This window comes from Ohtaekwangia kribbensis (assembly GCF_042676245.1).
Taxonomy (GTDB): domain Bacteria; phylum Bacteroidota; class Bacteroidia; order Cytophagales; family Cyclobacteriaceae; genus Ohtaekwangia; species Ohtaekwangia kribbensis.
Genome location: NZ_JBHTKA010000008.1, coordinates 501,428 through 521,660, shown reverse-complemented (window position 1 = coordinate 521,660; position 20,233 = coordinate 501,428). Strand labels below are relative to the sequence as shown.

At 43.9% G+C, this 20,233-nt stretch carries 19 protein-coding genes; 5 read left to right on the top strand and 14 right to left on the bottom strand.

The window, feature by feature from the left end:
- Position 1 precedes the first annotated feature (1 nt).
- Positions 2 to 667, top strand: a complete 666-nt coding sequence (gene recO / locus ACFQ21_RS23195; protein ID WP_377583168.1) for a DNA repair protein RecO — start codon at positions 2 to 4, stop codon at positions 665 to 667.
- Positions 668 to 669: 2 nt separating this feature from the next.
- Here recO and ACFQ21_RS23190 read toward each other — a convergent pair whose 3' ends face one another.
- From ACFQ21_RS23190 to ACFQ21_RS23175, 4 genes are all read right to left on the bottom strand, one after another.
- Positions 670 to 1,065 (bottom strand): helix-turn-helix domain-containing protein, encoded by a 396-nt coding sequence (locus ACFQ21_RS23190; RefSeq protein ID WP_377583166.1) that lies wholly within the window; start codon positions 1,063 to 1,065, stop codon positions 670 to 672.
- Positions 1,066 to 1,100: 35 nt separating this feature from the next.
- Entirely contained in the window at positions 1,101 to 1,529 is a 429-nt protein-coding gene (locus ACFQ21_RS23185) for a helix-turn-helix domain-containing protein (RefSeq protein ID WP_377583164.1), read from the bottom strand.
- 90 nt (positions 1,530 to 1,619) lie between these two features.
- On the bottom strand, positions 1,620 to 2,507 hold the full coding sequence (locus ACFQ21_RS23180; protein WP_377583162.1) for an SMP-30/gluconolactonase/LRE family protein: 888 nt from the start codon (positions 2,505 to 2,507) through the stop codon (positions 1,620 to 1,622).
- Between the two features lie 30 nt (positions 2,508 to 2,537).
- Positions 2,538 to 3,167, bottom strand: coding sequence for an L-threonylcarbamoyladenylate synthase (locus tag ACFQ21_RS23175; protein ID WP_377583160.1), 630 nt, complete (start codon positions 3,165 to 3,167; stop codon positions 2,538 to 2,540).
- 92 nt (positions 3,168 to 3,259) lie between these two features.
- Between ACFQ21_RS23175 and mltG the strand changes: the two genes are divergently transcribed.
- The 3 genes from mltG to ACFQ21_RS23160 are packed head-to-tail and all read left to right on the top strand — an operon-like array spanning position 3,260 to position 5,743.
- Positions 3,260 to 4,315 carry an endolytic transglycosylase MltG gene (gene mltG / locus ACFQ21_RS23170; RefSeq protein WP_377583158.1) on the top strand — a complete coding sequence of 352 codons (1,056 nt, stop codon included), beginning with the start codon at positions 3,260 to 3,262 and terminating at the stop codon, positions 4,313 to 4,315.
- Between the two features lie 4 nt (positions 4,316 to 4,319).
- On the top strand, positions 4,320 to 4,727 hold the full coding sequence (locus ACFQ21_RS23165; protein ID WP_377583156.1) for an acyl-CoA thioesterase: 408 nt from the start codon (positions 4,320 to 4,322) through the stop codon (positions 4,725 to 4,727).
- Positions 4,724 to 5,743 carry a YihY/virulence factor BrkB family protein gene (locus tag ACFQ21_RS23160; RefSeq protein ID WP_377583154.1) on the top strand — a complete coding sequence of 340 codons (1,020 nt, stop codon included), beginning with the start codon at positions 4,724 to 4,726 and terminating at the stop codon, positions 5,741 to 5,743. The genes ACFQ21_RS23165 and ACFQ21_RS23160 overlap by 4 nt, the downstream gene beginning before the upstream one ends.
- Before the next feature lie 197 nt (positions 5,744 to 5,940).
- Here the strand turns inward: ACFQ21_RS23160 and secDF are convergent, their stop codons facing one another.
- From secDF to ACFQ21_RS23125, 7 genes are all read right to left on the bottom strand, one after another.
- Positions 5,941 to 8,922 (bottom strand): protein translocase subunit SecDF, encoded by a 2,982-nt coding sequence (gene secDF, locus ACFQ21_RS23155; RefSeq protein WP_377583152.1) that lies wholly within the window; start codon positions 8,920 to 8,922, stop codon positions 5,941 to 5,943.
- A 93-nt stretch (positions 8,923 to 9,015) separates the two neighbouring features.
- On the bottom strand, positions 9,016 to 9,372 hold the full coding sequence (locus tag ACFQ21_RS23150; protein WP_377583150.1) for a hypothetical protein: 357 nt from the start codon (positions 9,370 to 9,372) through the stop codon (positions 9,016 to 9,018).
- A 66-nt stretch (positions 9,373 to 9,438) separates the two neighbouring features.
- The gene (locus ACFQ21_RS23145; protein ID WP_377583148.1) at positions 9,439 to 10,074 is read right to left on the bottom strand and encodes a uridine kinase family protein; all 636 of its coding nucleotides are present in this window, start codon (positions 10,072 to 10,074) and stop codon (positions 9,439 to 9,441) included.
- 103 nt (positions 10,075 to 10,177) lie between these two features.
- Positions 10,178 to 10,756 carry a non-canonical purine NTP diphosphatase gene (locus ACFQ21_RS23140; protein WP_377583146.1) on the bottom strand — a complete coding sequence of 193 codons (579 nt, stop codon included), beginning with the start codon at positions 10,754 to 10,756 and terminating at the stop codon, positions 10,178 to 10,180.
- On the bottom strand, positions 10,753 to 11,667 hold the full coding sequence (locus tag ACFQ21_RS23135; protein WP_377583144.1) for an FKBP-type peptidyl-prolyl cis-trans isomerase: 915 nt from the start codon (positions 11,665 to 11,667) through the stop codon (positions 10,753 to 10,755). The genes ACFQ21_RS23140 and ACFQ21_RS23135 overlap by 4 nt, the downstream gene beginning before the upstream one ends.
- 28 nt (positions 11,668 to 11,695) lie before the next feature.
- Entirely contained in the window at positions 11,696 to 12,592 is an 897-nt protein-coding gene (locus tag ACFQ21_RS23130; RefSeq protein ID WP_377583142.1) for an FKBP-type peptidyl-prolyl cis-trans isomerase, read from the bottom strand.
- 48 nt (positions 12,593 to 12,640) lie between these two features.
- On the bottom strand, positions 12,641 to 13,660 hold the full coding sequence (locus ACFQ21_RS23125) for a DHH family phosphoesterase (RefSeq protein WP_377583140.1): 1,020 nt from the start codon (positions 13,658 to 13,660) through the stop codon (positions 12,641 to 12,643).
- 218 nt (positions 13,661 to 13,878) lie between these two features.
- Here ACFQ21_RS23125 and ACFQ21_RS23120 point away from each other — a divergent pair, with 218 nt between their 5' ends.
- Positions 13,879 to 14,298, top strand: a complete 420-nt coding sequence (locus ACFQ21_RS23120) for a nucleoside-diphosphate kinase (protein ID WP_377583138.1) — start codon at positions 13,879 to 13,881, stop codon at positions 14,296 to 14,298.
- A gap of 86 nt (positions 14,299 to 14,384) precedes the next feature.
- Here the strand turns inward: ACFQ21_RS23120 and ACFQ21_RS23115 are convergent, their stop codons facing one another.
- From ACFQ21_RS23115 to ileS, 3 genes are all read right to left on the bottom strand, one after another.
- Positions 14,385 to 15,830, bottom strand: a complete 1,446-nt coding sequence (locus ACFQ21_RS23115) for an amino acid permease (RefSeq protein ID WP_377583136.1) — start codon at positions 15,828 to 15,830, stop codon at positions 14,385 to 14,387.
- Positions 15,831 to 15,992: 162 nt separating this feature from the next.
- Positions 15,993 to 16,679: a lipoprotein signal peptidase gene (locus tag ACFQ21_RS23110; protein WP_377583134.1), complete on the bottom strand. Its 687-nt coding sequence runs from the start codon at positions 16,677 to 16,679 to the stop codon at positions 15,993 to 15,995.
- A gap of 79 nt (positions 16,680 to 16,758) precedes the next feature.
- Positions 16,759 to 20,229: an isoleucine--tRNA ligase gene (gene ileS, locus ACFQ21_RS23105; protein ID WP_377583132.1), complete on the bottom strand. Its 3,471-nt coding sequence runs from the start codon at positions 20,227 to 20,229 to the stop codon at positions 16,759 to 16,761.
- Between the last annotated feature and the right edge of the window lie 4 nt (positions 20,230 to 20,233).

Here is a 20,233-nt window from a genome sequence, read left to right as displayed (position 1 = left end):
CATGCTTCATAAAACACGCGGCATAGTTTTCAGGTATACACGGTATGGCGATTCGTCCATCATCGTAAATATTTTTACCGAGGTGTTTGGTATGCAGAGCTATATCGTGAATGGTGTGCGTACGCAATCAACAAAAAGTAGAATAGCGCTATATCAACCACTCACGTTGCTCGATCTGGTGGTATATCATCGCGAGAATGCGAACATCATGCGTATTAAAGAAATGAAATGTTTCTATCCTTACATTACTATACCCACCGATGTGCCAAAGTCTGCGCTGGCGATGTTCATCAACGAAGTGATTAACAAAACGGTAAAGGAAGAAAGTCATGCGCAGGAGTTATGCGATTTTCTGATTCAATCGATGATAAAGCTCGATCAGCAAACAAAGGTTGAAAACTTCCACCTGGTGTTTCTTATCAAGCTGAGTCGCTTCCTGGGTTTTGGCGCGCAAACCAAAAACGAAATTGTTGGCGGACGACTTGCATCGCTTGAAGCCGAGGCCATGCTCGAGAAGGTTGTTATAGCTGAGTATGATACTCCGCTGACTATATCAAACCCGTTACGCAGGGAAATACTGGAAGTGTTATTGAAATTCTATACCGACCACATTGAAACTATTGGCGAGATGAAGTCGGTGCAGGTGTTGCGTGAGGTGATGAGTTGAAATTACTTTGATTCCAACATCTTTGTGAGCAATACGATCTGTTCTTCTTTTTCTTTCAACAACGCTTCGTATAATTTCTTGTTTTCTTTCACTTCCTTTTTGTACTCATCCAAAAGGTAGAAAGTACCTTGGTAGTTTGGTCCCTGGTTGCATGAAGCATTATCGTAGTTGTTTTGAATGTTATAGATCACGCCTTCTTCAGTAAAATTTTTGATCTGATCGGGAGTAACGTTCAGTGCTTTTGCTATCCGCGAAAGCATAATTTCGTCAATCGTTTCGCTTTGTTCAAGCTTGGAAACAGCTTGCCTGCTCATACCCAATGACTCTGCCAATACCTCCTGATTTACTCCACGCATTTCGCGAATGCGCATCAACTTTCTGCCAACGTGTAAATTCATGAACCTATATTTAAAATTGCCGCAACGGGTGAAAATTACTTCGACTCCAGCATCTTGTTTAGCAGTGCTATCTTTTCGTCTTTTTCCTTCAGCAGTGCCTCGTAAAGTTTTTTGTTCTCGATCACCTCATTTCGATATTCATCTAACGGGTTGAAAGCACAATGATAATTATTGCCTGCTGAGCTGCCCGATTGATGCGGCCCGGAGTTATTCGTTGCGTTGTCGTAATTGTTTTGAATGTTGTTGATCACAGCTTCATCACTGTAATATTTGATCAGTTCGGGAGTAACATCCAATGCTTTAGCTATCCGCGCAAGCGTTGTTTCTTCAATCGATTCACTTTGCTCCAGCTTCGAAACCGCTTGCTGACTTATACCCAGCGTCTCAGCCAGTGCCTCCTGTTTTATACCACGTATCTCGCGAATACGCGCAATCTTTCTACCGATGTGTAATTTCTCAGCCATAGTTCAAATGTAAAAAATAATGTATATGTAAAAAACAACCACACGGGTTGTTAAAAACAGGATGCTTGACGGATCGCTATACTATATATCTCAGTACCCTTTACCCGCTATATCATTCCGGAACATTTCCATTCCCTTACGGTCTTGCAGCGTAACGAAAACGAGTTTTCCATTTATACCACCAAATACAAGGTTGCTGCAGTTCTTGCCTTTTAATTGGACTTCGCGAATTAACTCGCCTTTGGGCGATAGCACAGCGATGGTGCCTTTACCGTAGCGCGTTACATAGAGATTGCCTTCTTTATCGCACTTCATACCATCGAAACCAAAATCAGGAAACTCAGCAAACAATCTTTTGTTGGAGATGTTGCCATCGAAGTCCACATCAAAGGCCCAGATCTTTTTCTGTACACTTTCATTTACATAGAGTATACGTTCATCCGGACTTAACTCTATACCATTGGTGGTGCCCATCTTGTCATCCAGCAACACAGCTTTACCACCTTTGTCGATTCGCCATATTTTTCCGGTGCCGTCTTTCCAGTTCGGATCAGATGCAAACAATTGATTCTTGCTGTTGATGCAGAGATCGTTCGGCTGGTTAAAGCCATCGTTGTGCGCGTATACCTTTACCTTCTTATTCTTCATATTTACTTTCAACACATTATGTGCGCTGAAGTCGGCAAGGTACATATTGCCTTTGCTGTCGAACTTTATACTGTTGGCCGTGCTGCCTTGTGGAAGCGTAAGGAACAACGATACTTTTTTATCAGGAGTAATGATGGCGATGGTTCCATCTTTCTGATAGTTCACTACATATAGATTGCCGTCCTGATCGAAGCACGGTCCTTCGATGTTGTTGGTGAAAATATTTTCGGCTGTATAATCTTCAGACATGAAATGTCGCTGATAGTCCTCCTGTGCGTGTGTTGCCATTACTTGAATGAGTAACGCTAACGATAAAAGTATTCGTGCCATGGGTTTGAGTTGGTTACAGTATAAATGTAGTTATAAGTATTGATCAAAGTCTCCGAGTCCCTGGCGGATAATTGAAAAATCATCACCTGTGCAATCAACAACAGTAGAGGGTACGTTGCCTCCTATGCCGCCATCAATCACCACATCAACTTTGTGCTTAAAGTCTTCATAAATTTCTTCCGGATCGGTAGTATAGGCTTTGATCTGATCATCATCTTTAATAGACGTTGTGATGAGCGGGTTCTGCAAATGTTCCACGATGATGCGCGGTATGGCATGATCGGGTATACGTATGCCAACGGTCTTTTTATTTACATCGAGAATTTTAGGTACGCGACTGCTCGATTCCAGTATGAATGTGAACGGTCCGGGCAGTGCTTTTTTCAAAACCTTGAACACAGGAGTGTCGAGTCTTCGAACAAATTCTGAGATGTGACTGAGGTCGTTGCAGATAAACGAAAGATCAAGTTTCTGTGGTTTGATGTTCATGATCTGGCACAGGCGCTCAATGGATTTCCGGTTCATCAGGTCGCAACCAATACCATAGATCGTATCGGTAGGATAGACGATGATACCTCCGTTTTTCAGCACGTCAACTACGTGGTTGATCTTGCGCATTTCCGGGTTTTGTGGATGTATTTTCAGTAATTCTGCCGCCATTTGTTTCTAAAGATAGATAATCGGCAGAAATCAAAAGTTGTTCCTGCGGAGGTTGGATCGGTTTTACTATTTTTGGTGTTCTTAGTTTCAATATGAAAGTCAGTACACGTTTAATTGTATTTCTTGTGGTGGCGATTCTGGGGATCTCCTTCAGCTATTATGCGTACCAGATTGTATACACACCCAACATTCTTGTTGGTAAAGATGACAGACTGTTTATAGTCAAAGAAGGTTCTACATTTAAAGATATTCAGAAGCAACTGCACGATGGCAAGATTGTGAACGACCTGGTGTCGTTTAGTTTTCTGGCCAAGCTCAGTGGGTATGATGATGAGCTGAAGCCCGGTCGTTATATACTGCGCAAGAACATGACGAACCTGCAGGCGCTGAAAATTTTACGCTCCGGAAAACAGGAGCCTGTAAAAATTACTTTCAACAACGTACGTCTTCTTCCTGAACTGGCTGAGCGCATCACACGCAACCTTGGCATGAAGCCTGAAGAGTTTGAAGCGGCACTCATCAAGTTTGCCATGAGCAATTCTTACGGCTTTAACCAGGATAACATCATGACAATGTTCATTCCGAACACATACGAAGTATACTATAACGTGACGCCAGAAGCACTGGTAGAACGCTTGTATGAAGAGTATGAAAAATTCTGGACGGACGAGCGCAAGGAAAAAGCAAAAGCAGTTGGGCTCACACCGGTAGAAGTTTCGGTGCTCGCATCGATTGTACAAGCTGAATCGATCAACGCGAAGGAAGCTCCAATCATTGCCGGACTATATTTGAATCGTTTAAGAAAAGGTATAGCACTGCAGGCAGACCCTACACTGGTATTTGCTGTGGGTGATTTTAGTTTGAAGCGCGTGCTGAATGTGCACAAGCAGATTGACTCACCTTACAACACCTATAAATATCCGGGCTTGCCTCCGGGACCGATCAACATGCCGGAGATACGCTCGCTGGACGCTGTGTTGAATTATACTCCGAGTGATTATTACTATATGTGTGCGAAAGAAGATTTTTCGGGTAATCATAATTTCACCAACAGTTACGAAGAGCACATGAAGAATGCTGCCCGTTACCAGAAAGCACTCACGATAGAACAGCAGAAGGGCGCTGCGTTGAGAGGAGAAAGCAGGTAAGTCTATGTATCAATCAGAGACAACCGTCCGCGTTCGTTATGGAGAAACCGACCAGATGGGATATGTATACTATGGATTTTATGCGATGTACTATGAAGTAGCGCGTGTAGAAGCGATGCGGCAGTTGGGACTTTCGTACAAGGATGTAGAAGCCATGGGTGTTATGATGCCTGTGCTGGAGAACCACTCCAAGTATATGGCCCCCGGACGATACGATGAGTTGCTTCGCATTGTGACAACGATACGCGAGAAGCCCACGATAAAGATTAAGTTTGAGTACGAAATTTTTAACGAAGAGAATAAACTTATAAACAGAGGTGAAACACTTCTTGTTTTTGTAGATAAGAAAACGAATCGTCCGTGCCGTCCACCCGAGGCGATGGAAAAATTACTGGAGCCATTTTTTAAATGAAGTATAAACAGAAACGCATTTTACTACAGTGGAGCCCCGGCAGGCGCGTTATCACCTGGCTGAAGAAAGTGCGTTTTAAAAAATACGAAAATGTATCGTTGTATAAGATCCTGAAGCTGTTCATCGAAAACCTGATGGACGATGAGATCATGGATCGCGCCAATGGCGTAGCCTATAACTTTATACTGGCTATATTCCCCGCAGTCATCTTCCTCTTCACACTGATTCCATATGTAACGCCAGCCTTCCCCGGAATTACTGATAAAAGTATATTGGAATTTTTAGGAGGCATGATCCCACCATCCATGTTTGAGGTGGTGGCTCCTACGGTGATGGATATTGTACGCAACCAACGGGGTGGCTTGTTGTCGTTGGGTTTTGTGTTCTCGGTATATCTTTCTACGAACGGAACCATGGCGCTGATGCGAGCCTTCAACGCGTGCTATCGCACCATTGAAAGACGCAGTGGCGTAAAGACACGCGTAATCGCCACCGGGCTCACAATTAACCTAGCCTTTGTTGTGTTGCTGGCTATAGCACTGCTGGTTGTAGGTCAATTTGTATTAGACTATATCATGCAGTTCGACTGGCTCAACATCGATGAGTTCACGGTGTTCTTACTGTTCGCGCTTCGCTTCATCGTTATCTTCATCGTGTTCTTTCTGGCTATATCTACGCTATATTATTTCGGTCCGGCAATACATTACAACTGGCGTTTCTTTTCCATCGGCTCGCTTGTTGCAACATTCCTTACTCTGGCTGTGTCGTACGGCTTCTCATACTACGTAACAAACTTCGCCACCTATAACAAAGTATACGGCTCCATCGGTGTGCTTATTGCGTTGATGGTGTGGATACAACTTGTAACCGTTGTGTTATTGATTGGCTACGAAATCAATGCCAGCATCCACCACGCCATCCGCAGAGAAGCCCTCTGGAACGCCCGCAAGTACCGCAAGCAAAGCCCCACTGCTGGCAAAATCAAATCCGACTCTGATCTCTATTATCAACGTTGATATGTGTTTACGTGTGCACGTGTTTACGTGGAGGTAAGCTATATCTCGCGTCATCCCTAGCGTTGGCATGTGTTTACGTGAAGGTAAGCTACATATAGTGCTTCATCGCCAACTACATAAACACTTAAACACCTACACACATAAACACAAAGAGCGCCCTTGCGGAGCGCTCTCTGAGATGTTAAGCGATATGCGGATTAAGCAGTTACTGCCTTTCCCGTGGTCACCTTATTATCGGGTTGTTTGTTGTCGTCTTTAGAGAAGTCAACCAACACTGGTGTACCGATACAGAGTGAAGAATATGTACCGATCAATACACCGATCAACATCGCGAACGTAAATCCGCGGATGGTCTCACCACCGAAGATGAAGAGGATCAACAATACGAAGATTGTAGACATACCGGTGATAAGCGTACGGCTTAAAGTATCGTTCAATGCATTGTTAACAACCGTTGCCGTATCTTCCGTGCTTTTCTTCATTGACAAGAATTCACGTACACGGTCGAACACCACCACGCTGTCGTTGATCGAGTAACCAATCACCGTAAGTATAGCAGCTACGAATGCCTGGTCAATCTCCAAGCTGAATGGCATTACATTCTCCAGCAACACGAAGAGAGAAAGTACAACAAGCACTGTGTGGAACAAGCTCACTACAGTACCCAATGCAAACTGCCATTTTCTGAAACGGATCAGGATATACAAGAACATCAATACAACCGCCACGAGTAACGACCATACTGCAGATACTTTGATGTCATTCGCAATGGTTGGTCCTACTTTATACGAGCTGAGTACAGTTACTTTGTTACCGCTTATTTTAGCCAGGCCGGTTTCAAGGTGTTTCTCAGCTTGTACAGTTGCGTTATCAGAATCATCATCTACCAGGTAGCTGGTTGTGATTTTATACTTTGTTTCACCACCGAAAGTTTTTACTTCAGGAGCTTCACCGAAAGGTTCTGTTAAGCTTTCGCGAACTTCTGCTGGTGATGCAGCTTTTTCGAACTCAACGATATACGTACGGCCACCTTTGAAGTCAACACCATAGTTAAATCCTTTTACAGCGAGGAACGCCATACCAGCAATAATGATAGCTCCGGATATAGTATAATATATCTTACGGTTACCGATGAAGTTGATGTTGATACTGCGGAACAGGTTTTTAGACCAGCCCATAGAGAAGTTAACTTTCTTACCTCTGCGGATATAGTATTCGAATATCACACGGGTAAAGAACACCGATGTAAAGAACGAACAGAGAATACCGATGATAAGCGTTACCGCGAAACCATAGATAAGACCAGAACCGAATGCAAGCAATACGAAACCTTTGATAAGGGTAGTAACGTTGGAGTCGATGATGGCAGTAAATGCATTTTTATAACCGGCACGGATCGAAGTATCCAGTGTTTTACCGGCATTCAAATCTTCTTTAACACGTTCGTTGATAAGCACGTTCGCATCCACCGCGATAGCGAGTGAAAGCAATATACCGGCAATACCAGGGAGCGTAAGTGCTGCGTTGAGCGAGGCAAGTATACCTAACAGGAAGATCAGGTTAAGAATAACGGCAAGGTCAGCAACCCAACCAGACGCGTTATATACTACCAGCATGAAGAAGATGATGATGAGGAAACCTACTACGATCGAGATCATACCGTTACGGATAGACTCTTTACCCAGTGTAGGACCAACCGATGATTCTTCTACGATTTTGGTAGGTGCAGGAAGTGAACCAGCCTTCAATACGTTTGCTAAATCTTTCGCTTCTTCCGGAGTAAAGTTACCCGAGATTTGCGAGTTACCGTTTGGAATTTCACCGTTTACAGAAGGTGCGGAGTATACAGTATTATCAAGCATGATCGCGATTCTTCCTTTAGGACTCTTGCTGGATGCTTCAGCTGTCCAGCGAGCCCAGATGCGTGTACCTGTACCGTTCATGTTCATGCTCACAGCGGGTTGTGCGCGTTCATCAACATCGTTACGAGCATCTGTAATTACTTCACCGGTAAGTTTAGCTTTACCGTTACGTCCTATATCCAGGAAGAATAACTCCAATGACTCAGTAGTACCGATCACATCCGGTTTGTTAGCCCAGTATACACCTACGTTGCGTGGCAACAGGTTACGAATATCAGCTCTTCTGAAAATGTCGTTGATCGTTGCAGTATCTTTTGTGTTGTAGCGGAATGATCCGGGAGGTGAGCTTAATGAGAACAGTGGAGATATATTCATGTTCTGCAGTGAATCAAGACCTTTTGATTCATCAGTTGTTGCTGTAGTGTCAGTAGCAGTCTTAGTGCTGTCACCTAACAATGATGAAAGATCATCATCACCTGTTTTTGTTTGCTCGCCAGCTTTAGCAGTGGCAGCAGGTTTAGCAGCCTTCTGTTCTTTAACGAGTACATCGTTTATAGCGAGCAATGAATTGTTCAGTGTGTTTGGTTCGATAACATCCCAGAATTCAAGACGCGCTACACCTTGCAATAATTTACGAACACGCTGCGGGTTATCAGCACCTGGTATTTCAACCTGGATTCTGCCTGTACCCGGCAAACGCTGAATGTTTGGCTGTGATGTACCGAACTGATCAAGACGGTTGCTAAGAATTGTGAAAGAGCGATCTATAGCGCTTTCAATTTCTTCGTTTACTACGCTGATAACTTTGCTATCGCTGTCGTTGGTAGCAATTTTACCACGCGTAGCAGCATTCGCGAAAAGAGAAGCCAGGGGCTTGTCAGGATTTGCATCGCGGTATGCTTTGAAGAAAAGCGTGCTATAGTTTTCGCGGCTCTTCTTCTGCTCTTGTGTTGCAATGCGCAGTGCCTTTACGAATGAAGAGTCCTGGCTGTTACCAGCAAGACCTTTGATGATATCTACCGGAGAAACTTCCAGTGTTACGTGCATACCACCCTGAAGGTCAAGACCGAGGCTAAGCTCGTAGTCTTTTACTTCTTTATAGGTATATTCTGCACCGAACAGATTATATACCGGTGTGTTCCAGATCGAATCGAGGTAAGCCTGTTTCTTGTTGAGGTCTACCGTACCGTTGGAAGTTGTGGCGGCCGCGACAGCATCCTGCTGTACGTTATACGACACCACCGTAAATGAGAGGTAGAAGAAACACAGCAGTGTGACGACTACCGACAGGAAAATTACTAGTCCTTTGTTTTGCATATGGTTGGTTAAATAAAAAACGTAGAATAGAGAAATAAATGAAGCCCGGATATATAGGCAATCCGGTAAAACAATAAGTATATAATTACTTACTTAGGGAGCGTTCGGGGAAATGATAGCCCCGAAAAGTGTCTGGAAGAATTTATTTAAAGGCAGTGAGACATTGAAGTCATGCTCTTCCGTCTTTTCTTCTTCAAACAGTATTTCAAAGAGACAGAACGCCTCCTGGTTAAACTCTACATGTGTGGAAGAAGGAAGTGTGCTGGAGGGTAACGTAATATAGGCACCATCGTCTGACTGAGATTGATCGCCTTGTTGCTGCTCAGTCTTGATTTCCTTTTTGCAAGTATGCGCCTGTTCAAAATAAAAAAGCTGCGACACAACAATAATCAGCGCGGTGAGTACACCGGTTATAATTGTTGTTGTTTGTATGTGCTCTTTTTGGGCCATTACTTTTTCAAAGGGTTACAAAAGTAGGCATTTAATGGCAATGTACAATAGCTGTTAATCAACCTGTTATTTCGCCTGAAATTGCTGCGCAATGCGCGATTTCAAGCCCCAGGTGATCAGATCCAGCGCGCGTTCGAAATGATGGTTGTTGGGAATAACAAAGTCCGCACCGTGTTGCAACGGCTTAATCAGACTTTCATATACTGGCATAACATGATATTGGTAGCGATACAGAACATCGTCCAGGTCATAGCCACGTTCTTCATTATCGCGCCTGATGCGTCTGCTGAGTTTGAGGTGATCTTTCGCTTCTATGAAAATCTTGAGATCAAGTTCGCGCTCTATTTCGGGGAAGTATTGCACAAAGAGTCCTTCAATGATTAACAGCGGTGCTGGTTTAAACTCCAGCATGGAAGGCTTTGCATTGGGATTGTTGAAAGTATATTCTTCCTTCAGAAGCGTTTCACCGCGCTTTAATTTTAGAATATCGAGGTGAAGTTTTTCACGTTCGATGGAGTCTGGCAGGTCGAAGTTTTTTACACCCTTTTCATCGCTCACCTGGAACTCACGTGGTTTGTAATAGTGGTCTTGCGAGATGAGGCAGATTTCTTCCGGTTTGAAACGAGACGAAAGAGTATTCAGGAAATAAGTTTTCCCGGAGCCGCTGCCGCCCGTGATGCCGATGGTGTATATAGGTTTCATAGATCCGGGCACGAAATTACGAATCATCGCGAAATGTGCCGAACAAAAAAAGCCTCCGGAACATTTATTCCCGGAGGCTTTATTCAATGTTGTAAAGTATATCTTATAAACTCGCCAGGTATTCGGCCAGCTTTTTAACAGCAATAGCGCGATGGCTCAATTGATTTTTTTCTTCAAGCGTCATTTCGGCAAACGTCCTGGAATGTCCTTCCGGGATAAATACCGGGTCGTAACCAAAACCCGATGAGCCACGCTTTTCTGTAATAATCTCTCCGCGGATAATGCCTTCAAAAAAAACGGGCTGTGCTTCTATACCAATCAACGTGATGACGGTACGAAACTGTGCCTTGCGATTGGTATCGTTCTTCAGGTTTTGCAGCAGCAGGGCTATATTATCGTCATTGCTGCGATGATTGCCAGCATAGCGTGCCGAGTAAACACCCGGAGCTCCGTGCAGCGCTTCAACTTCAAGTCCGGTGTCGTCAGCAAAACAAGGGGTGTTGTAATGCTGCAGAATGTATTCAGCTTTTTGAAGAGAGTTGCCCTCCAGCGTATTCCGCGTTTCGGGCAACTCTTCATTGCATTTTATATCTGCGAGACTAAGTATTTCGAATTTCCGGCCAACAACATTTTTGATCTCTTCAAGCTTGTGCTTGTTGTTGGAAGCAAAACATAATCTCATTGAACGTCTAATACCTCTAAGTCAACAATCAGGTTTGCATTGCTGCCAATTACCTGCGAACCGTTGGAATCCGTAGCACCGTTTGCTCCGAAGCCAAGACCGGATGGTATATATACAGTAGCTTTACCGCCTTCAGTCATTTTCTGAAGCGCGATCATAATGCCTTGTATAAAATCAACGGGACGGCTATGGAAGCTTTCGCTTGGTGTTTGTGTAACACTGGCGACTACGTTGGTTGGGTTTGCCAACAGTCTGTAGGTGATCTTGAAATTTACCTTTGCAAACCAGGTGATTGCAGGACCAGATCCCTGCTGTGTTATTACGTAGCTGATACCGGTTGTATCCTTCACAACATTTGTAATGTTGTTGTCTTTGATATACTTGGATATAGCTGTAGTGTCTGTCTTCATCAGGTTCTTTTCTGATTCCGATAATGCTGATGAGTTAAACTCAACATCAAACTGCAGAATAGAATTAGCGGGTATACCGTTTTGTGCCGTGGTACCATAAGCCCATCCGGAAGGTACATATAGTCTTGCCTGAGTACCTACAGGAAGTTTGGTAAGCGCTATCTGCCAACCGGTGATATAGCTCTTCAAAGTACCCGTTACATTTCCCTGATCGAACACAGCACCATCCGGAAAGAATTTACCTACATAGTCAACATCAACTGTAGAGTTAACTGTGCGCGCAGGCAACTTGTTTCCCAGCTTGGTTATCTCGATGCGTATACCGCTTGGATCTTTTAATGCCCCAATAAAATTAGATGTCAGGTAACTATCAATGGCAGCAACATCTTTCTGGAGCTGTACATTTGGATCTTCGATATCATCAGGCGAATCAATACATCCGTTGAAAACAAATACTGCAGCGATCAATGCAGCACTAATCAATCTTCTTACACTGTTCATCTTTTCTTATGGGATTATGGGTTAATTATTATTTACAGGATCTTGTTTGCGGATCGTAGTTTTCTCCTGTAGCAAAGAGCTTCACATCGAAGATCAGAATTGCGTTAGGAGGTATAGCACCCGGATATCCTTGCGGACCGTATGCTAAATGTGATGGTATATAGAATGTAGCAGAGTCGCCAATGCCGAGCATCGGTATACTTTGCTTCCAGCCTGGTATTACCTGGTTCAGCGAGAAAGACATCTTCGGATTTTTGTCGAAAGTCTTTTCGTCTTTCAGAAATTTACCTTCATAGGCTACTTCAACACAGCTGTTAGGTGTAGGTTTTGCACCACCGGCCGTTGTGTGGATCACATAGCGTATCCCGCTTGTATCGGTTTGAGCAGTGATCTTTTTATCAGCCAGGTATTTTTCAATCGCTTTGGCATCTTTAGTTTTCTGGAATCCTTTTCTCTTGGCATACAGATCGGCCTGGAATTTCGCGAAGTGTTGTTGTTCGATGATATCCACCACTTTAATGTTGATGGTAATAGCACGTGAAGAATCTACCTGCGGAGGCATCGGGCCACCGAGTACATCTTTGAAAAATTCTTTTGCAGGGCGCGTCAGTGTAACGCTGTCAGCTTTTGATAACATGCGGAACATTTGCAATGCACCAATCTCGGTTGCTATCGCGCTGCTATCCTGGATAGGGAACACACCCGGAAAGCCATTCTCGTAAGTATCCTGCCATACAGAATCCTTTGAGTCTTTCATGATGTATTCGAATATGAGCAGCTGTCCTGGTTTTGGCTTCACGCCATCGCCAGTTTTTACCACCTGGAATTTAAAGCCGTTGGGAGTTTCCTTTTCTTCTGAATTCTTGCAGGCAGCACACAGCAGCAGCAATCCGATCAGCACGTTCGCGAATTTGGTCATGTTCATGATTAGACAATGATTTAATTTATAAAGTTGGAATTGGTTAAATACTTTTTAATTCTCTTCGGCCAGCAACTGCTCCTTATACTCGGGCAGGATACTTAAAAACTTTTCGAGCGTTTGTTCCAGGGTGAGTTTGGTTTGTCCTCCGGACGCATTGCGGTGGCCACCTCCGTCAAAATACTTGCGAGCCATGTCGTTCACTGAAAAATTTCCGAGTGAACGGAACGATAACTTGATATTTTCTTTGCGGTCGGATATAAGTACGGAGAGTTTTATTCCTTTAATAGAGAGGCCATAGTTTACAAAGCCTTCGGTATCGCCTGTTTGCGAACTGAAATTTTTCAACTCTTCAGCCGTGAGTACAATATAGGCCGTGCGATATTCGGGAATTACTTTCAGTTTTTGTCCCAGCACATAACCCATGAGGCGCAAACGCTCAATGCTGTTTGTATCGTATATCAGCTTCGATACTTTGGACGGATTGGCGCCCAGTGCCACCAGCTCGCCTGCGATTTTAAAAACCTTGTGCGTGGTATTGGAGTGTCTGAATCCCCCTGTATCAGTCATGATACCTGCGTACAGGCAGTTGGCTATATTTACATCGATCAGCGATTTATCTCCGAGCTCTTCAATCAGTTGAAAAACTAATTCAGCGGTGGAGGCTGCCGTGCCATCCCATTGTTCGTACTGCGCAAACTTTTCGGGCTCAAGGTGATGGTCGATCAATACTTTGGTAGCAGGCGATGCCCCTACAATTTCTCCAAGATCGTTGATGCGATTAAGACTTGAAAAATCGAGACAGAATATAGTATCAGCATCAGCAATGAGTTGCTTTGCTTTCTGAGGTCGTTCTTTCTGGAAGATAACCACTTCATTATTGCCGGGCATCCACGAAATAAAGTCCGGGTAATCGCTCGGAGTGATTACCGTTACAGCGTGTCCCTTCTTTTTCAGATAGCCCGACAAACCAAGCGAGGAGCCCAACGCATCGGCATCGGGTTTAAAATGCGTTATAACAACAACCTTGCGTGACTTGTTGAGGTATTCTTTAAAAGCCGTAATGTTCTGCATAGAGGCCTGGTAAAACAAGGGGCAAAAATGAGTAAAAAATCTTGATAGTTCACGCAGTGTTACGACCGGCAACACGCTTCATTCTTTATTTAATAGTTTGTTAAACCTGCTGAGTGCCTGTAGACTGTTGATCTTTTTTCTATTTTTGCGGCCGTTTACTAAAAGGGTTGTGGCAAAAAGCATAACTCGTTATCCGTGCAACTAACTAACAAATGAATATGGCAACTAACAGAACTTTTACAATGATTAAACCTGATGCTGTTAGCGCAGGTAATACCGGAGCGATTACAAAAATGATCGAAGAAGCCGGTTTCAAAATCGTTGCAATGAAAAAAACAAAATTGTCTGCTGAGCAGGCCGGACAGTTTTATGCTATACACAAAGAACGTCCTTTCTACAAAGATCTTTGCGCGTATATGTCATCAGGTGCTATTGTGCCGATGATCCTGGAGAAAGCAAACGCAGTGGAAGATTTCAGAAAACTGATCGGTGCCACTGATCCGAAGAAAGCTGAAGTTGGTACCATTCGTAATCTCTTTGCTACATCGATCGAAGCAAATGCTATACATGGATCTGACAGCGATGAGAACGCAGCGATAGAAGGAAGCTTTTTCTTCTCTCAGTTCGAACAATTCTAATCGAAGAAGCTCTTAATTGAGATTGAATGATAAAAGAAAAGCCGCTTCAATGAAGCGGCTTTCTTATTTATTGATAAACTGATTTTCTATTTCTTTCGTAGTACGCTGTTGTTCTTGCTATAGCCGAAGTATACAATGAAGCCAAGCAACATCCATACAGCTGCTACAACCTGTGTGCGGCCATCAACATAGATGATCAACGCTGAACATACTAGTATACCCAGTATAGGTACCAGTGGTACTAACGGAGTTTTGAAAGGACGACTCAGGTTAGGACTCTTAACACGCAATACCCAAACACCTATACATACAACCACAAACGCGAAGAGTGTACCAATGCTGGTTAAGTCACCCGCCATGCTTCCCGGTATAAATGCAGCGAATGCACCTACGAAGAAGAATAGAATGATGTTAGACTTATACGGTGTTCTGAATTTAGGATGCAGATCGGAGAATACTTTCGGAAGTAAACCATCATTCGCCATCGAGAAGAATACACGTGACTGACCTAGCAACATCACCAGAATTACAGAAGAGAAACCAGCGAGGATCGCTACAGTAATCGCGGTAGCAAGCCAACCGTATCCGTGCATATAAGTTTCAATTGCATACGCTACAGAAGCTTCTTTACCGGCAGTTTTAAATTCTGTCCAGTTCGCTATACCAGTAAGAACGTGCGAGAACAAGATATATAGTATCGTACATACTACTAGTGAACCTAATATACCAATTGGCATATCGCGCTTCGGATTTTTAGCTTCCTGTGCAGCGGTTGACACAGCATCGAAACCTATAAATGCGAAGAATACAATACTGGCTCCTCCGAGTACACCTCCCCAGCCAAATTCCCGGAAGCCTTCATGGCCAGGTGTTCCTTCCGGAATAGTGAAAGGTTCATAGTTAGCAGGGTTGATAAAGCCCCAGCCAATAGCGATGAACAACAATACAATGGCTACTTTGATGAACACGATGATGGCGTTCAGGGATGCAGACTCCTGTGTTCCTTTGATCAATACGGCAGTAAGTATAGCCAATATAAGAAGTGCAGGGAGGTTAATGATACCGTGCGTTCCATCGGCTGCAACTTCCAATGGTGAGTGACTGAACGCATACGGTATGGCCCCATTCAAGAGCTTGTTGAGGTACTCACTCCATGCGATCGATACTGTTGCTGCTCCCAACGCATACTCTAATACAAGAGCCCAGCCTATAACCCAGGCAACCAGTTCGCCCATGGTAGCATACGCATAGGTATATGCACTACCGGCAATAGGAATCATCGAAGCAAACTCTGCATAGCAAAGACCAGCAAACGCGCAACCTATAGCTGCTACTATAAATGAAACTACTACAGCAGGTCCTGCAGCTTCACTTGCTGCAGCGGCAGTTCTAACAAACAGACCTGCACCAATAATGGCACCGATACCCAACGCCACCAGATTCGTTGCGCTAAGTGTGCGCTTCAGCCCCTTCTCAGAATCGCCTGCCTGTGCCAGCAGTTGTTCCAGAGGCTTTTTGATAAACAAACTCATTATCTTCTTCTTAGGTTAAGGTTTTGGAAAAGTAATCAGCCCTAAAAGTAATAATAATAATGAATTTGGCTAACGCGTATTAGTATATGAAAGCTAAAATTATGACGTGTGGCTTCTTTTCGAAGGCACGCCACGGATCGTTACGGCTGAGTGAATTATAAATTATAGCTGACCAGGCGTGTCGCGTCTGTCTTCTGTGATTGGATGTTCTTTTACTTCATCGGCCGGAGGTAGTTCATCTGACGACATCGGAACGGTATCATTAATATGTTCGCCAAAGAACCTGCGTTGAAACAAAAGGATAATTACCACACCTATAAATATGGAAGAGTCTGCAATGTTGAATACCGGACTAAAGAACAAAAAGTAATCACCACCAACGTATGGCATCCACGTTGGCCATGTAAAATCAAACAGCGGGAAGAATAACATATCGATTACCTGACCATGAAACCACGGTGTAGGTGAGTTAGCAGGTTGGTTGTTTAACAATACGCCATAAAATGTACTATCAATCACGTTACCGACTGCACCACCGAGTATAAGCGCCATGCACCAGAGGAAACCCATGTGTGCATTCTTCTTTGCCATTTTTACCAGGTAATATCCTATACCAAACATAGCGGCAATGCGGAAGGCTGTTAAAGCAAGTTTGCCGAATTCATTATTCCAGCGAATGCCGAATGCCATGCCGGGGTTGAGGAGATAATGTAGTTTGAAGCCGAATTGCTCGTTGCCGACAACCGTTATCTCCTGATGCAGGTACATAAAGTGATGTACCAGTAATTTGGAGGTTTGATCGATGATGATAACGAAAAGCGCGAGGATGAAGTATTTATATATTTTCATGGAGCTGATTCACAATTCGGTTTGCAATGATGCGTGCATCATTCACACGGGGTATAAATGATGCACGGCCAATCACAAATTATTTCTTGACACTGATTTTTACTTTCAACATAAATTCATCCATATCTACTTCTGTAGCATCGGTTATGGTTTCTTTTAACTCTAACGACAGTGCCTGTGTTTCGGTGCTGATATAGTCTTTGAAGGTGGTTAACGCAGCCGTTACTACTTCGCCATCCTTCTCTACTTCAATACCGATCTTATCGAGCACTTCAAGGCCCATGTCTTTACGAAGATTCTGAACGCGGTTTACAAAGTCGCGCGCTATGCCTTCTTTCTTCAGGTCGTCTGTGATCGTAATATCCAGCGCTACGGTGATACCTGCTTCGGTTGCAACCGACCAGCCCGGTATATCTTCTGATGAGATAAGTACATCTTCGAGCACCAGGTCAAATCCTTCTTTCGAAAGTTTACCCTGCTTTTCGATCTGCGCTATATCTTCCTTGGTGAAGGTGTTTATCACCGCAGAAACTTCTTTCATTTTAGGACCGTACTGCTTACCAAGCTTCGCGAAGTTTGGCTTCACTTTCTTCACCAACACTCCGGAGGTATCATCAATATACTCGATACCCTTTACGTTTACTTCTGCTAGTATAATTTCTTCTACCGACTTGATGCGTTTTGCGAATGACTCATCAAGCACTGGTAACAAGATACGTTGTAGTGGCGTGCGTACTTTGATCTTGGCATTCTTACGGATGGAGTGAACCAGCGAACAAATCTTCTGTGCATACTCCATCGACTTCTCCAACTCACCGTCTATGCGCTGTTGCTCAGGTTTAACAAGATCCGTTAAGTGAATAGACGCATGGCGAAGCGGTGTATTGTTCGCTACTGCTTTCTCGCGAATGTTCTCCGTCAGGTTTCTGTAAAGCCACTCACTGAAGAACGGTGCTACCGGAGCCATCAATTGACTCACTACCATCAAGCACTCATAAAGTGTTTCGTAGGCAGCTTTCTTGTCCTCACTCATCTCACCTTTCCAGAAACGCTTACGGTTCAGGCGAACATACCAGTTGGAGAGGTGATCGTTTACAAAATCCTGTATAGCACGTGCAGCACGAGTTGGTTCGTACTCTTCGTATGCTTTGGTTACATCGATGATGAGTGTCTGTAATTTGGAGATGATCCAGCGATCGAGGTGCGAAAGTTTTTCATAAGGTACTACGTTCATTTCATCTTTTACAAAGCCGTCGATGTTGGCATATAGGGCAAAGAATGAATATGTATTTTGAAGTGTACCAAAGAATCTGCGCTGCACTTCGGTTATACCATCGAAATCGAACTTGAGGTTGTCCCAAGGCGGTGCGTTCTCGATCATATACCAACGCACTATATCCGGACCATATTTACTCAGCGTCTCAAAGGGATTTACAACGTTGCCTTTGCTCTTCGACATTTTGTTGCCGTTCTTATCGAGCACAAGTCCGTTGGAGATAACATTCTTAAATGCTACACCACCGTTGTTAACTTTCTTATTAACCGTATTTATCTCCGGGCTGCTTTCATTGATCATCACAGCTATAGCATGCAATGTGAAGAACCATCCACGCGTCTGGTCTACACCTTCCGCAATGAAGTCAGCCGGATAATTTTTTTCGAATACATCTTTATTCTCAAACGGGTAATGCCATTGTGCATACGGCATGGCACCTGAATCGAACCACACATCAATCAAGTCTGGTTCGCGATACATCGGCTGGCCGGAGGCACTTACCAGTATAACATCATCCACGTATGGTCTGTGTAAATCAAAGTCAGCAGCAAGTGCAGCTTTCATAAAGCCAGCCTTTACTGATTTGGATACTTCGTTATTCAGTTCTTCGAGAGAGCCAATGCAGATCTCTTCTTTACCATCTTTCGTTCTCCATATAGGGAGTGGTGTTCCCCAATAACGCGAACGAGACAAGTTCCAGTCAACAAGGTTCTCGAGCCAGTTACCAAAACGACCTGTACCTGTAGATTCAGGTTTCCAGTTTATAGTCTTGTTGAGCTCAACCATCTTATCTTTCAAAGCGGTAGTGCGGATAAACCAGGAGTCTAACGGATAGTATAGAACCGGTTTGTCAGTACGCCAGCAATGCGGATAGGTGTGTTCATATTTCTCTACTTTAAATGCCTTGTTCTCTTCTTTCAGAATGATGGAGATGATAACATCGGTATTCTTATAGTCAGCATGTGCTTCATCTTCATTGGTATAGTTCTTCACATAAAAATCATCAGCATCTAATGGCTTATGTGTTTTGATGTTGAACTTCGCTACACCTTCTTTCAGTCTCTCACCGATCGGAGTAACAAATTTACCTTTGCGATCTACAGTAGGCACCTCGTTGCCGGCTTCATCTTTCAAGGTTACCGGAGGCACTCCGTTTTGTTTCGCTACGCGGAAGTCGTCTGCACCAAAGGTTGGTGAACTGTGTACGATGCCCGTACCATCTTCGGTCGTAACAAAATCTCCGGCAATTACTTTGAATGCTTTGTCAGCATCGTATAGTGGCTGTACATACGGCATTAGTTGCTCGTATGCTACACCAAGTAATTGTTTACCGGCAAACTCCTGGACGATCTGATATGGTATAGCTTTATCGCCCGGCTTGTAGTCTTCAAGCTTCAGGTCTTTGTTCTTGTCAGAGAAATATTTTCCGAACAGATCTTTCGCCAGTATAACGCTTACAGCTTTGTGTGTATAGGGATTGAAAGTGTTTACCTGCACGTACGTGATCTTCTCGCCCACCACCAATGAAGTGTTGGAAGGAAGCGTCCACGGAGTAGTGGTCCATGCCAGTATAAATACATCGCCTGTTGGTTTCGCAAAGAGGAATTCTGATTTTGAATCCTTCGTTACCTTGAACTGCGCCACGATGGAAGTATCCTTCACATCTTTATAGCAGCCTGGCAAGTTCAGTTCGTGCGAACTTAAACCAGTACCAGCAGCCGGAGAGTATGGCTGAATGGTATAGCCTTTATATAAAAGTTTCTTGTTGTAAAACTGCTTGAGCAGCCACCAGAGTGACTCTATATATTCTTTCTCGTATGTGATGTACGGATTGTCAAGATCAACCCAGTAGCCCATCTTCATGGTCAGGTCGTCCCACTGATCTTTATACATCATTACCGTTTCGCGGCATTTCTTGTTATAGTCTTCGATCGATATTTTTTTACCGATATCGTCCTTGGTAATGCCCAGTTGCTTTTCAACCTGAAGCTCTACCGGCAAGCCGTGTGTATCCCAGCCGCCTTTGCGTTTCACCTGGAAACCCTGCAGTGTTTTATAGCGGCAGAAAATATCTTTTACGGTGCGCGCCATTACGTGGTGAATACCCGGAGTTCCATTTGCGGAAGGAGGTCCTTCGTAAAAAGTAAAGGATTGTGAACCTTCGCGGTTGGTTACAGATTTTTGAAATACCTGTTCACGCTTCCAGAAATCGAGGATTTCTTCAGCGATGCGTGCAAAATTCAGCTCTTTGAATTCTTTATAATTTCCTGCCATGCTC